At 35.4% G+C, this 15807-nt stretch carries 8 protein-coding genes, 4 tRNA genes and 3 rRNA genes; 14 read left to right on the top strand and 1 reads right to left on the bottom strand.

Annotation, left to right across the window (positions count from 1 at the left end; all coding sequences use genetic code 11):
* Positions 1–98: 98 nt before the first annotated feature.
* From murD to ACY1IQ_RS10285, 8 genes are all read left to right on the top strand, one after another.
* The gene (murD, locus tag ACY1IQ_RS10320) at positions 99–1472 is read left to right on the top strand and encodes a UDP-N-acetylmuramoyl-L-alanine--D-glutamate ligase (protein WP_461613845.1); all 1374 of its coding nucleotides are present in this window, start codon (positions 99–101) and stop codon (positions 1470–1472) included.
* 706 nt (positions 1473–2178) lie between these two features.
* A 16S ribosomal RNA gene (locus ACY1IQ_RS10315) occupies positions 2179–3693 on the top strand.
* Between the two features lie 85 nt (positions 3694–3778).
* A tRNA-Ala gene (locus tag ACY1IQ_RS10310) sits at positions 3779–3854 on the top strand.
* Between the two features lie 6 nt (positions 3855–3860).
* Positions 3861–3937, top strand: a tRNA-Ile gene (locus ACY1IQ_RS10305).
* Between the two features lie 316 nt (positions 3938–4253).
* Positions 4254–7162, top strand: a 23S ribosomal RNA gene (locus tag ACY1IQ_RS10300).
* A 304-nt stretch (positions 7163–7466) separates the two neighbouring features.
* Positions 7467–7584, top strand: a 5S ribosomal RNA gene (gene rrf, locus ACY1IQ_RS10295).
* Together the 16S, 23S and 5S rRNA genes with 4 tRNA genes alongside form the textbook arrangement of a ribosomal RNA operon.
* 32 nt (positions 7585–7616) lie before the next feature.
* Positions 7617–7693, top strand: a tRNA-Ile gene (locus ACY1IQ_RS10290).
* 5 nt (positions 7694–7698) lie between these two features.
* Positions 7699–7774: transfer RNA gene (locus tag ACY1IQ_RS10285), tRNA-Ala, on the top strand.
* A 155-nt stretch (positions 7775–7929) separates the two neighbouring features.
* On the opposite strand, the gene ACY1IQ_RS10280 is transcribed toward ACY1IQ_RS10285, so the two are convergent.
* Positions 7930–9156, bottom strand: coding sequence for an aminopeptidase (locus ACY1IQ_RS10280; protein WP_461613844.1), 1227 nt, complete (start codon positions 9154–9156; stop codon positions 7930–7932).
* A gap of 422 nt (positions 9157–9578) precedes the next feature.
* On the opposite strand from ACY1IQ_RS10280, the gene gap reads away from it, so the two are divergent.
* The 6 genes from gap (at position 9579) to ACY1IQ_RS10250 (ending at position 15635) form a co-directional block, all read left to right on the top strand.
* Positions 9579–10592, top strand: coding sequence for a type I glyceraldehyde-3-phosphate dehydrogenase (gene gap / locus ACY1IQ_RS10275; protein ID WP_461613843.1), 1014 nt, complete (start codon positions 9579–9581; stop codon positions 10590–10592).
* Positions 10593–10865: 273 nt separating this feature from the next.
* Positions 10866–11612 (top strand): 5'/3'-nucleotidase SurE, encoded by a 747-nt coding sequence (gene surE / locus ACY1IQ_RS10270; protein WP_461613842.1) that lies wholly within the window; start codon positions 10866–10868, stop codon positions 11610–11612.
* Between the two features lie 179 nt (positions 11613–11791).
* Positions 11792–12862 carry a serine hydrolase domain-containing protein gene (locus tag ACY1IQ_RS10265; RefSeq protein ID WP_461613841.1) on the top strand — a complete coding sequence of 357 codons (1071 nt, stop codon included), beginning with the start codon at positions 11792–11794 and terminating at the stop codon, positions 12860–12862.
* 6 nt (positions 12863–12868) lie between these two features.
* Complete coding sequence (locus tag ACY1IQ_RS10260) at positions 12869–13411, top strand: GNAT family N-acetyltransferase (protein ID WP_461613840.1); 543 nt, start codon at positions 12869–12871, stop codon at positions 13409–13411.
* Between the two features lie 162 nt (positions 13412–13573).
* Complete coding sequence (locus tag ACY1IQ_RS10255; protein ID WP_461613839.1) at positions 13574–14713, top strand: pyridoxal-phosphate-dependent aminotransferase family protein; 1140 nt, start codon at positions 13574–13576, stop codon at positions 14711–14713.
* Between the two features lie 67 nt (positions 14714–14780).
* Positions 14781–15635, top strand: a complete 855-nt coding sequence (locus tag ACY1IQ_RS10250; RefSeq protein ID WP_461613838.1) for a DUF4438 domain-containing protein — start codon at positions 14781–14783, stop codon at positions 15633–15635.
* Positions 15636–15807: the final 172 nt, after the last annotated feature.

Raw genomic sequence — 15807 nt, 5'->3', positions numbered from 1 at the left:
TTATATCATATTCTACGGTAATTCAAATAACAAATAAAAAGTGTTATAATATACATATTATTAATGATAACAGTCAATGTTGGAGGATTAAAAATAGAATGAAAAGAGATTTTAATGATTTTAAAAGATATATATTGAATAAAAATGTAGCAGTAGTGGGTATAGGAGTCAGTAACATACCTCTTATAGAGTTTTTAGTTAAACTTGGAGCTAAGGTAACTGCTTTTGATAAGAAAAATAGAGACCAGTTTAAAGATATAGATAAGTATGAAGGATTAGGAATAAAATTTGAGTTAGGAGACAACTATTTAAATAATTTAAAAGGATTTGAAGTGATTTTTAAAACTCCATCTATGAGAATAGATAGTGAAGCTTTAGTTAGAGCTAGAAATGAAGGAACTTATATAACATCTGAAATGGAGGAGTTTGTAAGATATTGTCCTGCTAAGATTTATGGCATTACAGGAAGTGATGGTAAAACTACAACTACAACACTTGTATATAATATATTAAAAGAAGCAGGATATAACACTTGGGTAGGTGGGAATATAGGAACGCCTCTCTTTACTAACATAGAAAAAATAAAAAAAGATGATAGAGTAGTATTAGAATTATCAAGCTTTCAGCTTATGACAATGAAGGATTCTACAGATGTAGCAGTAATAACAAATTTATCTCCTAACCATTTAGATATGCATAAGGACATGAATGAATATGTTGAAAGCAAGAAGAATATATACAAATATCAAGATGAAAACTCTCTATTAGTATTAAATGAAGATAATGATATAACTAACTCAATGATAGAAGAAGCTAAAGGAAGAGTTTACACTTTTAGTAGAAAGAAAAAAGTAGAAAAAGGTGCATATTATGAAAATGAAAAATTATATGTTAGGGGTAAGGAAGTTTGTGATAAGAAAGATATAAAATTAAAAGGTATGCATAATGTTGAAAATTTATTAGCTGCGTTTTCTGCAACTTGTGATGAAGTAAATATTGAAGTTATGAAGAATATAGCTATATCTTTTGGAGGAGTGGAACATAGAAGTGAATTTATAAGATCTATAAATGGAGTGGAGTTTTATAATGATTCTATAGCATCTAGTCCTACAAGAACCTTAGCAAGTATTAAAGCTTTTGAAAAACCTGTTATATTAATAGCAGGAGGATATGATAAGAAGCTACCATTTGAACCTTTAGCTTTTGAAGGATATAAATATATTAAATCATTAATATTACTAGGTGCAACAAAGTATAAAATAAAGGCAGCTTTTGATGAGTTAAAAGAAAAAGAAGGAATAGAAACTACAATATATATGGTTGATACTTTAGAGGAAGCGGTAGATAAGGCAAAAGAAATTTCTGAAAAAGATGATATAGTAACATTATCTCCTGCTTGTGCTAGCTTTGATATGTTTGTAAATTTTGAAGTTAGAGGAAATAGATTTAAAGAAATAATTAATAATTTATAATTAGTAGAATACTGTCTTGAGTATAATAAAATGCTTAAGGCAGTATTTCATTTATAGATAAAAGAAGTTAATTTATAAATAATAACTATGCCATTAAGTATTTCAATTAACAACTTAAGATAATGTAAAATTTAAAATTAAGGTTGAAACTAGCTTTAAAGAAACTAATTCTTTGTGAATTATGAACTCAATAGTTTTAATTATAATTGCTAAAAGTAGCAATTATTCATGATTTCTATTCCAGTTAGAAAAAACAAAAAGAAACTTATCCTAGTGTATCTTTATATGAAAAACGAGAAAGATATTATTGCCAAGAATTTATAAAATAATTTTAGCAAAATAATAAATAAAATTTTGCTTTTTTTTATCATGTTATTATGAATAAGTCGTCAGCGCCAAGTGCTAAAGCGACATACTGAGTTTTTAAATCAACATATTTAATAGGACTTAAAGAAAACTAAGTTTCCTAAAAAAACTTTGAAAAGTTTTAAAAAATATATTGACAACGAGAAAACAAAGTGATAAGATAAAAAAGCAGTCGGGAAACGACGGCAAAACAGTAAGAATTTGGTCTTTGAAAATTAAACAGAGAAATAGGTAAAACCAGTTAATTCATTGAGTTTCGAAAGAAACTTAAAATGACTATTACAGTCAGCAAACTTTACTTGAGCAAATTTCTTTAAGAAATGATCAAGATTCAAACTTTTAAATTGAGAGTTTGATCCTGGCTCAGGACGAACGCTGGCGGCGTGCCTAACACATGCAAGTCGAGCGATGAAGCTCCTTCGGGAGTGGATTAGCGGCGGACGGGTGAGTAACACGTGGGTAACCTGCCTCATAGAGGGGAATAGCCTCCCGAAAGGGAGATTAATACCGCATAAAGTATGAAGGTCGCATGACTTTTATACCAAAGGAGTAATCCGCTATGAGATGGACCCGCGGCGCATTAGCTAGTTGGTGAGGTAACGGCTCACCAAGGCGACGATGCGTAGCCGACCTGAGAGGGTGATCGGCCACATTGGAACTGAGACACGGTCCAGACTCCTACGGGAGGCAGCAGTGGGGAATATTGCGCAATGTAAACCCCAGACGCAGCAACGCCGCGTGAATGAAGAAGGCCTTAGGTTGTAAAGTTCTGTCACATGGGAAGATAATGACGGTACTATATGAGGAAGCCGCCGGCTACACCCATGCGCCAGCAGCCGCGGTAATACGTAGGTGGCAAGCGTTGTCCGGATTTACTGGGCGTAAAGGATGCGTAGGCGGACATTTAAGTCAGATGTGAAATACCTGGCTCAACTTGTGTTGTATTTGAAATCCGGTGCGTTCAGGAGTGCAGGAGAGGAAAGCGGAATTCCTAGTGTAGCGGTGAAATGCGTAGAGATTGTGAAGAACACCAGTGGCGAAGGCGGCTTTCTGGACTGTAACTGACGCTGAGGCATGAAAGCGTGGGGAGCAAACAGGATTAGATACCCTGGTAGTCCACGCCGTAAACGATGAATACTAGGTGTAGGAGGTATCGACCCTTCTGTGCCGCAGTTAACACAATAAGTATTCCGCCTGGGGAGTACGATCGCAAGATTAAAACTCAAAGGAATTGACGGGGGCCCGCACAAGCAGCGGAGCATGTGGTTTAATTCGAAGCAACGCGAAGAACCTTACCTAGACTTGACATCCCCTGAATTACCCGTAATGAGGAAGCCCTTCGGGGCAGGGAGTAGGTGGTGCATGGTTGTCGTCAGCTCGTGAAGTTTCGGGGAGATGTTGGGTTAAGTCCCGCAACGAGCGCAACCCTTATCATTAGTTGCTACCATTAAGTTGAGCACTCTAGTGAGACTGCCCGGGTTAACCGGGAGGAAGGTGGGGATGACGTCAAATCATCATGCCCCTTATGTCTAGGGCTACACACGTGCTACAATGGTTGGTACAACAAGATGCAAGACCGTGAGGTGGAGCTAAACTTAAAAACCAATCCCAGTTCGGATTGTAGGCTGAAACTCGCCTACATGAAGCCGGAGTTGCTAGTAATCGCGAATCAGCATGTCGCGGTGAATACGTTCCCGGGCCTTGTACACACCGCCCGTCACACCATGAGAGCTGGTAACACCCGAAGTCCGTGAGGTAACCGCTAAGGAGCCAGCGGCCGAAGGTGGGATTAGTGATTGGGGTGAAGTCGTAACAAGGTAGCCGTAGGAGAACCTGCGGCTGGATCACCTCCTTTCTAGGGAGTCGACGTAGTTGGTAACTCTACTACGAAAACTGGTACTATCTCTGTTTAATTTTGAAAGACCAAAAGTCTTTAATATGGGGGTATAGCTCAGTTGGGAGAGCACCTGCCTTGCACGCAGGGGGTCAAGAGTTCGAATCTCTTTATCTCCACCATATTGTGGGTCTATAGCTCAGCTGGTTAGAGCGCACGCCTGATAAGCGTGAGGTCGATGGTTCGAGTCCATTTAGACCCACCATTAATTTAAAATTGTTCTTTGAAAATTGCACAGTGAAAATATTTGTTTAAATATCCTTTAAATTTAAAAGATAAATAAACAATTTCGTCAAGACAAACAGAAATAAGTTTAAAAACAAAGTTTTTGAATTCTATTTATGCGAATTTGTATAGGACACTTTGTAAAAGTTAATAAAATCATTTTATTACTTTATAAAATTAAATAGAAGCGAACAATACTAGGAAACAAGTGAGCGAGGAGCGGAGTTTACTTAGGTAAATGAGCACCACAGCGAATGCAGTTGACGACGTAGTGTGAAGCTTATATTGAATTTTAAGGTCAAGCTACAAAGGGCGCAGGGTGAATGCCTTGGCACTAGGAGCCGAAGAAGGACGTGATAAGCTGCGATAAGCTTTGGGTAGACGCAAATAGTCTGTGATCCAAAGATTTCCGAATGGGGAAACCTCCCGGCGGTTGCCGGGCGTACTCAGATATGCCGAAGTATAAGGTGGTAGAGGTAAACCCGGGGAACTGAAACATCTAAGTACCCGGAGGAAGAGAAAGAAAAATCGATTTCCTAAGTAGCGGCGAGCGAAAGGGAAAGAGCCCAAACCTAAGCCTTTGGCTTGGGGTTGAGGACAGAACATAAATTTACTGTATCTTTAGTTGAAGATAGCTGGAAAAGCACCAAAGAAGGTAATAGGTAGGCCCGTGCTTGGCGGAGATAAGGTAACAGTTCTGATCCAGAGTACCACGAGACACGTGAAACCTTGTGGGAAGCAGGGAGGACCACCTCCCAAGGCTAAATACTACCTAGTGACCGATAGTGGAGAAGTACCGTGAGGGAAAGGTGAAAAGAACCCCGGGAGGCAACAGAACCTGAAACCCTGTGCCTACAACCGATCGAAGCACTTTATATGTGTGACGATGCTTTTTTTAAGAACAGCCACAACGAGTTACGATATGCAGCGGTGTTGACACTTCGGCGTACGGAGCCGAAGGGAAACCGAGTCTGAATAGGGCGCAAAGTTGCATGTCGTAGACCCGAAACCGGGTGACCTATCCATGGCCAGGTTGAAGCGAGAGTAAAATCTCGTGGAGGACCGAACCACGTTGGTGTTGAAAAACCATGGGATGAGCTGTGGATAGCGGAGAAATTCCAATCGAACTCGGAGATAGCTGGTTCTCCTCGAAATAGCTTTAGGGCTAGCGTCGATTAATTGAGTAATGGAGGTAGAGCACTGAATAGGCTAGGGGGCATATCGCTTACCGAACCTTATCAAACTCCGAATGCCATATACTTTTATTTCGGCAGTCAGACTGCGAATGATAAGATCCGTAGTCAAAAGGGAAACAGCCCAGACCATCAGCTAAGGTCCCAAAGTGTAAGTTGTTGGTAAAGGATGTGGGATTTCTAAGACAACTAGGATGTTGGCTTAGAAGCAGCCACTCATTCAAAGAGTGCGTAATAGCTCACTAGTCAAGAGATCCTGCGCCGAAGATGTCCGGGGCTAAAACTTACCACCGAAGCTATGGGTGTACACTACGTGTACGCGGTAGAGGAGCTTTCTGCATTGGCTGAAGTCGTACCGGAAGGAGCGGTGGACGATGCAGAAGTGAGAATGTTGGCATAAGTAGCGAGAGACAGGTGAGAATCCTGTCGGTCGAAAACCTAAGGTTTCCTGAGGAAGGCTCGTCCGCTCAGGGTTAGTCGGGACCTAAGCCGAGGCCGAAAGGCGTAGGTGATGGACAACAGGTTGATATTCCTGTACCACTAGCAGACGTTATTACAAATGGGGTGACGCAGGAGGATAAGATGTGCTAGCTATTGGATGCTAGTCTAAGCGTTTAGGTATGTAGGATAGGCAAATCCACCTACATTAGCTGAGGCGTGATGGGGAAACCCTTTAAGGGTGAAGTATCTGATTCCACGCTGCCAAGAAAAGCCTCTATGGAGGAAGTTAGTGCCCGTACCGCAAACCGACACAGGTAGGTGGAGAGAGAATCCTAAGACCATCGGAAGAATTGCTGTTAAGGAACTCGGCAAATTGACCCCGTAACTTCGGAGAAGGGGTGCCTACGCAAGTAGGCCGCAGAGAATAGGCCCAAGCAACTGTTTAGCAAAAACACAGGTCTCACAAAGCGAAAGCTGATGTATAGGGGCTGACGCCTGCCCGGTGCTGGAAGGTTAAGGATTGCTTAGTGCAAACGAAGGCATGAACTTAAGCTCCTGAAAAACGGCGGCCGTAACTATAACGGTCCTAAGGTAGCGAAATTCCTTGTCGGGTAAGTTCCGACCCGCACGAATGGCGTAATGATTTGGGCACTGTCTCAACAGCAAATCCGGCGAAATTGTAGTGCAAGTGAAGATGCTTGCTACCCGTGATTGGACGGAAAGACCCTGTAGAGCTCTTTACGGCAATTTAGCGATTGAGTTTCGGTACTATCTGTACAGGATAGGTGGGAGACTTGGAAGCAAGGGCGTCAGCCTTTGTGGAGTCATCCTTGGGATACCACCCTGATAGTACTGGAATTCTAACCGGAGGCCTTGAATCAGGTCACGGACAATTGTTAGGTGGGCAGTTTGACCGGGGCGGTCGCCTCCAAAAAGTAACGGAGGCGCCCAAAGGTTCCCTCAGAACGGTCGGAAATCGTTCGAAGAGTGCAAAGGCAGAAGGGAGCCTGATCAGGACACAGACAAGTGGAGCAGGGACGAAAGTCGGGCTTAGTGCGATCCGGTGGTTCCTCGTGGGAGGGCCATCGCTCAACGGATAAAAGCTACCTCGGGGATAACAGGCTGATCTCCCCCAAGAGTCCACATCGACGGGGAAGGCCGTGGCTTGGCACCTCGATGTCGGCTCGTCGCATCCTGGGGCTGAAGTAGGTCCCAAGGGTTGGGCTGTTCGCCCATTGAAGCGGCACGCGAGCTGGGTTCAGAACGTCGTGGAGATGTTCGGTCTCCTATCCGTCGCGGGCGTAGGAAATTGAAGGAGCCAACTCTGGCAATGAGGACCGGGATGGACAGACCTCTGGTGCACCAGTTGTCACGCCAGTGGCACAGCTGGGTAGCTATGTCTGGAAGGGATAAACGCTGAAAGCATCTAAGCGTGAAGCCCCCCCTAAGATGAGATTTCCCATAACATAAGTTAGTAAGACTCCTGGAAGAACACCAGGTTGATAGGTGAGAGGTGTAAGCATGGCAACATGTTCAGCTGACTCATACTAATAAGTCGAGGGCTTGACCTAATTAATTTCACTGTGCAATTTTCAGAGAATAATTTCTTTGAAGTTTATATAATTTTAAAATTTGATAGAAACGAGTAATACAAGGAAACAAATGAGTGAGGAGCAGAGTTTACTAATGGTAAATGAGCACCACAGCGAATGCAGTTGACGAAGTAGTACGACGTTTATGACAAATTTTCTTTAAAATTAATAGAAGCGAACAGAACAAGGAAGTGAAGAAACGAAGAGCGGAGTTTACTAAAGTAAATGAGCACTGGAGTGACTGAAACTGACGAAGTAATGTGAAGCTTATATGAATTTTTAATCTGGTGATGATGGTCCTAAGGGTAACACCCCTTTCCATTCCGAACAGGCAGGTTAAGCCTTAGGACGCCGAGAGTACTGCAGGGGAGACCCTGTGGGAGGGTAGGTTGTTGCCAGGTAGTGTTAACTAAGGAAACTTAGTTAACAGTATGGATCTTTAGCTCAGTTGGTTAGAGCAACCGGCTCATAACCGGTAGGTCCGGGGTTCGAGTCCCTGAAGGTCCACCATATTTGGGGGTATAGCTCAGTTGGGAGAGCACCTGCCTTGCACGCAGGGGGTCAAGAGTTCGAATCTCTTTATCTCCACCAAAAAAGCAATCCAAAAGGATTGCTTTTTTTATACGAATTTTTAATAATAGCATTCATTTTTTATAAATATGAAGTCAAAAACTAATTTGTTAAAAAAACTTAGCATATATTGAAAAATTTATAAGCTTAAAACTCTTTAAAATTTTTTATCCTTATTAAAAGATCCAGTTCCCATTTTTAAAAATTTGAATTAGTTCTCCATTTTGATTTACTCCGATTACTTCTAAATCCTCTGTGCCAAACATAAAATCTACATGAATTAAAGATATATTTCCCCCGACCTTTAAGAATTCTTCATCTGTCATTTTATCTCCATCTTTTATAGATAAGTTATAAGCTTTCCCTATAGCAAGATGGCAAGAGGCATTCTCATCGTATAGCGTATTAAAAAAAGTTAATCCAGAATTAGATATTGAAGAGTTAAATGGAACAAGTGCCACTTCACCTAAATAATGAGAACCTTCATCAGTTGTAATTAAGTTTTTTAATGAATCATAGCCTTTTTTAGCAGTAAAATCTATAATTTTGCCATTTTCAAATGTCAAAGAAAAATCTTCTATAAGCTTTCCGCTATAATTCAAAGGTTTTGAGCTATACACTATACCATTAACGCCATTTCTTTTAGGTAATGTAAATATTTCTTCTGTTGGCATATTAGCAACAAATTCTATGTCATCTGAGCTCTTTTTACTACCACCCATCCATAGATGATTTTGAGGCAAGTTCACATATAAGTCTGTACCTAAAGAATTCTTAAAATGAAGTGATTTTAAATTTTGATTATTTAAAAGGTCTCTATTGCTTTTGAGAACTTCTATATGTTCTTCCCATGCTTTTACAGGGTCTTCTTTATCAACTCTAACTAGTTTGAAAATCTCTTCCCAAAGTTTTTCTACTGCTTTATCTGGTAAAAGTTCTGGAAATACTTTTGAAGCCCATGATTTTGTAGGGATCGATAGTATTGACCAGCGATTTTTATAATTTGTTAATCGATTATTAAATTCTTTAAATGCTAATTGACTAGCTTTTATAGAAGCAGAAATTTTTTTAGAGGGAACATCTTTCATAAGTTCGGGATCTGAGGCAGATATACTTAATACTGCGGCACCATTCTTTACATAGTGCATAAGTGAATCCACTTTCCATGGGGCTATAGTGCTTAATACCTCATCATCAGCATACATATATTTTATTTTTGTAGAAAGTTCATCATTCCAATCTATTATTACTTCCCTAGCTCCTTCTTTATAGGCGGCTTCAGAAATCATTCTAGTAAATGGAGCACATTCTATTGGGGATGCTATTATAAGAGTTTGATTTTTCTGAATATTTACTCCTGTTTTTACTGCTAATCTAGCATACTTTTTAAGCATCTTCTCCATTATATTAACACCTCTTAAAAATATTTATTATGTAATATTATAATTTAGATAATTTAGATAATTTATACGTGCAAGCTATAATTTTATTTTAGAGGTATTAGAAAGGTTAAAGATTACTATTAAGGTTTACAATGACAAATTAATATGCTTCTTTAAATGCAAAAAGTTCTTAAATTTATATATTTAAATAGAAAATTTATTTATTATATAAGTTTTAAATTAAGATAATAGAATATCATATTTAGCTGAATGTATTGACATATATCCTTAAATATGCTATATATAGTATAGCACATATAATTATATATTGAAAAAAAGGTGAAAAAGTATAACACATAAATGAATTAATAAATATAATAGTATTATAGACTTTTAAAAAGTATGATATAATTTAAGTTTATATTTTATAGGGGGACTAAATAATGACTGTAAAAGTTGCTATGAATGGTTTTGGAAGAATAGGAAGAGCTGTTTTAAGAATTGCTCAAGAAAATCTAATGGATGGCGTTGAATTAGTCGCTATAAATGCTAAAGCAGAAAGTGAAACACTAGCACATTTATTTAAGTATGATTCTTGTTATGGCAAATTTAATGGAACTATTGAAGTTGATGGCGAAGATAAAATAATAGTTAACGGAAAAGAAATTAAAATACTTAGAGAGTGTGATCCGGCTAAATTACCATGGAAAGAGCTTGGAGTAGATATAGTTATTGAATCTACAGGTATATTTAACGGTAGAGAAGGTGCTATAAAGCATATAGAAGCAGGAGCTAAGAAGGTTATAATAACAGCACCAGGTAAAAATGAAGATGTAACCATTGTTATGGGAGTTAATGAAAATGATTATAATGCAGAAAAGCATCATATAATTTCAAATGCATCTTGTACAACTAACTGTTTAGCACCATTTGCTAAAGTATTAAATGATAAGTTTGGAATAGTTAAAGGACTAATGACTACAATACATTCTTATACAAATGATCAAAGAATATTAGATAAAACACATAAAGATTTAAGAAGAGCAAGAGCAGCGGGAGAATCTATAATTCCAACAACTACAGGAGCAGCTAAGGCAGTTGCTAAGGTTCTTCCAGAATTAAATGGAAAACTAAATGGTTTTGCAGTAAGAATACCTACACCGAATGTATCCTTAACAGATTTAGTATGTGAATTAAAAACAAAAGTTACTGCAGAAGAAGTAAATGCAGCACTTAAAGAGGCTTCAGAAGGTAGTATGAAAGGAATATTAGGATATTCTGAAGAGCCATTAGTATCAGTAGATTATAAACAAGACCCAAGATCATCAATAATTGATGGATTATCTACTATGATTATAGAAGATAATATGGTTAAAGTTGTTTCTTGGTATGATAATGAATGGGGTTATTCTTGTAGAACAGTAGATTTAGTAAACTATGTTGCAAAGTCTATTTAAGACATTGTTACTATAAAAATAAATAATAAAATTTTATATTATTAAATATTAATTACTTTAATTCAATTCAAATTCATAAATTAACTATTTTGCGGTGTCCTAAAAAGCAACTTAATAATTGCTTTTTAGGACACTTTTCTATTTAGAAGTTTTATCTTCTATATTTTAATGTTAAAAAGAAAATACATAGGTTAAAATTAATGATATGATAAATAATGATAAGGTAAGTAATCTTAGTATAAGGTAAAACATAGAATTTAGGAGGAGTTATATATGAGAATATTACTAACAAACGATGATGGAATATTTGCAAAAGGAATACAAACATTAGCTAGAGAACTTGAGAAATATCATGAGGTAATAATTGTAGCACCTAATATGCAAAGAAGTGCTAGTAGTCACTCTATTACAATAACAGCCCCGCTTATAATTAAAGAGGAAAAATTAGATGGAATAAAGTCTAAGGCTTTCAGTGTAAGCGGTACTCCAGCGGATTGCACAAGAGTAGGACTTATGAAGTTAGTTGAAAATAAAGTAGATTTGGTAATTTCAGGAGCTAATGAAGGATATAATTTAGGAACAGATGTAATTTATTCTGGGACCGTATCTGCAGCTGTTGAAGCAGCAATATTAAAAGTACCTTCAGTTGCATTTTCTTGCGATGGTAAAGATGAAAGTTATGACTTAGCAGCTAAAATAGCATTAGATATAGCAGCAAAAGCTGAAGAATGTAAATTTAAAAATGATATAGTACTTAATATAAATATACCACCTATAGATGAAAATATCAAAAATGAAATAAAAGTATGTAGAATAGGAGAAAGAAATTATAAAAATACTTTTGTAGAAGATTTAAATGAGGATGGCACAAGGAGTTTAAAAATAAATGGCGTATTAGAAGAGAATGATACTGAAGAAACAGATGTTTATAATATTAAAAAAGGGTATATAACTCTAACCCCTCTTCATTATGATTTAACTAATTTTAATATATTAGAAGATGTGAAAAAAATGTTTTAAATATATTAAGGTATACTTTTTTATGGACTTAAAGAGCTTAATAGCTCTTTTTCTACTTATAAGTAAATTAAGATGTGTAATAAAATAGAGAAAAATAAGTTAACACTATGTTATAGAAGGATTATAATTGTAAATATAAAATGTTTTACAAAAAAGCTATATTAAAAGGATGATATACAATGATTAATTTTATTAAAAATAATATTAATATTAAAGATGAGATAAAAAAAGAAGAAAATCATATTTTTGATGAGGTAGTAAATAAAGTTAAAAATACAGGAGATTTTATTAAAGCTTCTGCTTCATCATTATTTATAATACATAAAGATAAGATAGTTACAGAAAAGTATTTTGGACAACATTCCTATAAAGAATTTGCTAGGAAAGTAGATTGCAGATCTAGATTTAATATTGCATCTGCAAGAAAAAGCTATATAGGATTTGCAGTCGCTTATGCATTGTTAAATAAAAATATACATAGTATTGATGATTATGTAATTGATTATTTACCTAATTTAGATAAGAACATAATAGATAAAACTACTATTAGACATTTATTAACTCATACTCATGGTTTAACCAGTGATGCAAGCAGAAATCTAATTAGAAATTTTCCGTGTGGTACAAGTTGGGAATATAGGAATGAGGGAATAAAGGTATTAACGGATATAGTAGAAATTAGTACAGGAAAAACTGTATCTCAAATATTACAAAAAACTGTTTTTAATCCTTTTAATTTATCAGAAACAGGGTGGGAGACAGAAGCAAAAGAAGATCAAGTGTTAATTATTTTCAATCCAGAAGATGAACCAGTAAGTGGGGTTAAAAAAAGCTCTACAGGAGCAGGATATGATAAGAATTTATATGTTTCATCTAGAGAATTAGCTTATTGGGGATATATTCATTTGAAAAAAGGTACTATTAATGAAGTAGAAGTACTTCCTAAGGAAATATTTGATTTAGCTACTTCTCTTCAAAGTCCATATTTGGAAGATAGAGAACTTCCAGAGAACGGATTTTTGTGGTGGGTAAAAACTAGAGAGTGTAAAAAAAGTGAATTAGGAGAATTAGTACCTAATGGATCATATCAGATTTTAGGTAATACAGGAGCATGCATATTGGTAATTCCTAGTGAGGAATTAATAGCAGTTAGAATGTACAATAAAAAAGGCAATCCTAAAGGGTATGACTATTTAAGAGATGTTAAAGATTTTGGCAACACTATAATGAAATGTTTGTATGAAAGGTAGAGGGTTATGGTAAAATTAGAATATTTGTTGGAAGAGGACTTTGATAAGATAATAAAATGGAATGAAAATACTTCACCAGAGTATTTAATGCAATGGGCAGGGCCAACATATAAGTATCCTATAACAAAGGAACAAATAGCTGAGAATTTTAAAAACATATCCAATAAAGAGGAATCACAAGTATTTATATATAAAATTATTTATACAGAAAGTAATGAAGTCATTGGGACTATTCAACTAATTAAAGCAGATAATGTAAATAAAATAGGAAAAATAGCAAGATTTCTTATAGGTGAAGAATCTATGAGAGGTAAAGGGGTTGGTACAGCGGCAATAGATGAGATATTAAGTATAGGTTTCAATACCTTTTTATTAGAAGAAATCACTTTAGGGGTATTTGATTTTAATCATGGTGCGATAAGATGTTATGAAAAAGTAGGTTTTAAAAAGACAAAATTTACTGAAAATGCTAGGTTTGTAGAAAATAAATATTGGAATTTATATGAGATGAGTATAAAGAAGAATGAATGGCTTACAATGAAAAAATAACATAAAAACAAAAATTTATCTTAATTATATGCATTATTAATTTTATAAATTAGTCATTATAATTCCCTTATTTTTGTTCAGTGTTATTAAATACTGTATAATATTAAAAGATAACTATAACAATTACTTCATATAAGAGGTATATAGAAAAGGAGTGCTAATATGAATAAACCTTATGTATTTACACCCGGTCCAACAGAGGTTAGAGAAAATGTTCGTTTAGCTAGAGCAATGGAAGTTACTAATCCAGATTTAGATATAAATTTTTATGATTTTTACAAAGAGACCTGTGAAAAAATAGGACAAGTAATTGAAACTAAGAATGATGTTTACATATTAAGCGGTGAAGGTATATTAGGACTTGAAGCTGCTTGTGCATCATTAACAGAACTAAATGATAGAGTACTTATATTGGATAATGGGGTTTTTGGAGAAGGTTTTGGTGATTTTGTTAAAATATATGGTGGAGAACCTGTATATTATAGCGTAGATAGACAGGAAGAGATAGATATAGAAGCTTTAAGAAAGTTTTTGGAGAAGGATAATAATTTTAAATATGCAACTATAGTGCATTGTGATACTCCTTCAGGACTTTTAAATGATATAAGTAAAATATGTCCATTATTAAAGGAATATGAAATAATTACAGTTGTAGATAGTGTTGCTGCTATGGTAGGGGAACCTTTAAAAGTAGATGATTGGAAAATAGATATTGTATTAGGTGGCTCTCAAAAAGCATTTTCAGCGCCACCAGGGCTAACAATACTATCAATTAGTAATGATGCTTATAAGGTTATGGAAAACAGAAAAACTCCAATTGTAGGATTCTATTGTAATTTAACAATATGGAAAGGTTATTATGAAAAAAGATGGTTTCCTTATACAATGCCTATAAGTGATATTATGGGACTTAGAGCAGCAGTGGATAATGTAATAGAAGAGGGAATAGATAATGTTATTGAAAGACATAAAAAATATGCTAATGCTATTAGAAAATCAGTTAAAGAATTTGGATTAGAGCTATTTATAAGAAAAGGACAAGCTAACACAGTAACAGCAGTAGCACTTCCAGAAGGGATAGATGCAGATGAATTAGTATCTCATATGTTTAATAAATATAATGTATTAATGTCAGCTTCTTTTGGATTTGTAAAAGGCAAAGTTGTTAGAATAGCTCATATGGGTGAAAACGCTAGAGAAGAACGATTAGTATATGTATTAAATATTTTAGAAAAGGCACTTAGAGATTTAGGATATAATCCTAATAAATCTTTAGTACAATGTTTTAACAAATATTTATAAAATTAAATATATAGGTTTTATCTAATTTATATTTTGATAAAACATTTAAATATAAGGGGGAGTTTATATGTTAAGAACAAATAAAGAAAAGATTGTTAAATGGTCAGTTCAAGGGAAAATACATCATCCACTAGGTGGAAATTATAGAATAACTCATGAGGGAGTACCCATGATATTGCCAGCTACAGGAGGGATTTCTTATAATGTGAGCATTGGAGATTCAGCTTTTGGATGGGTAGGTGATCATGTTGAACCAGGAGTATCAATTAGAAATGAGAATACAACAGAAAATGCAGCATTGATGACATTTGCATGTATAGGAAATGAAGCAAAGGTTGTTTCAGGAGATGGAAAAGGTGCAAAGGGTTATGTAACTGGTATGCATGGCGGAATAGAACATGTTATGATTTGTTTTGAAAAAGAAGATTTAGAAAATTTAGCTATAGACGATAAAATACTAATCAAAGCATATGGACAAGGTTTAAAATTAGAAGGATTTGAAGATGTACAACTTATGAGTATAGATCCAGATTTATTTGAAAAGCTAGGAATTACAGAAAAAGATGGTAAGCTACAAGTTCCTGTTGTTGCTAAGGTTCCACCATATCTTATGGGTTCAGGTATTGGATCATCAAGTGCATATACAGGAGATTATGATATAATGACTGCTGATACAGAAGAAATAGAAAGACTAGGCTTAGATAAATTAAGATTTGGAGACTTGGTTTTACTTGAAGATTGTGACAATACTTATGGAAGAGGATTTTTAAAAGGAGCTGTAAGTATTGGAGTGGTGATTCATAGTGATTGTGTAAAAGCTGGCCATGGACCTGGAATTACGACAATCATTACTAGTAAAAAGCCTATCATTGAAGGTATAATTGACAAAGATGCTAATATAGGTAATTATATGAAGAAATAAAAAGAGTTCAAGTTAAGGTATCTTTAAAATAAACCAGTTTATTAAAATATTCTCCATTATACTCCATTGCAGGATGTAAAATGTCTAATATCTATGATTAGTTAGTTTTTTAGATGTCTAAACTAAGAGTAACACGTGAATTTACAGTCAGGATTAAATTAAATAGAGAATA

The organism is Clostridium sp. Marseille-QA1073, assembly GCF_054863625.1.
The sequence above is the reverse complement of the archived record's forward strand: the minus strand, read 5'-3'. Positions and strand labels throughout refer to the sequence as shown.

Coding starts and splice junctions, on each gene's coding strand:
- murD (WP_461613845.1), top strand. CDS start 99: ATGAAAAGAGATTTTAATGATTTTAAAAGATATATATTGAATAAAAAT.
- ACY1IQ_RS10280 (WP_461613844.1), bottom strand. CDS start 9,156: ATGGAGAAGATGCTTAAAAAGTATGCTAGATTAGCAGTAAAAACAGGA.
- gap (WP_461613843.1), top strand. CDS start 9,579: ATGACTGTAAAAGTTGCTATGAATGGTTTTGGAAGAATAGGAAGAGCT.
- surE (WP_461613842.1), top strand. CDS start 10,866: ATGAGAATATTACTAACAAACGATGATGGAATATTTGCAAAAGGAATA.
- ACY1IQ_RS10265 (WP_461613841.1), top strand. CDS start 11,792: ATGATTAATTTTATTAAAAATAATATTAATATTAAAGATGAGATAAAA.
- ACY1IQ_RS10260 (WP_461613840.1), top strand. CDS start 12,869: ATGGTAAAATTAGAATATTTGTTGGAAGAGGACTTTGATAAGATAATA.
- ACY1IQ_RS10255 (WP_461613839.1), top strand. CDS start 13,574: ATGAATAAACCTTATGTATTTACACCCGGTCCAACAGAGGTTAGAGAA.
- ACY1IQ_RS10250 (WP_461613838.1), top strand. CDS start 14,781: ATGTTAAGAACAAATAAAGAAAAGATTGTTAAATGGTCAGTTCAAGGG.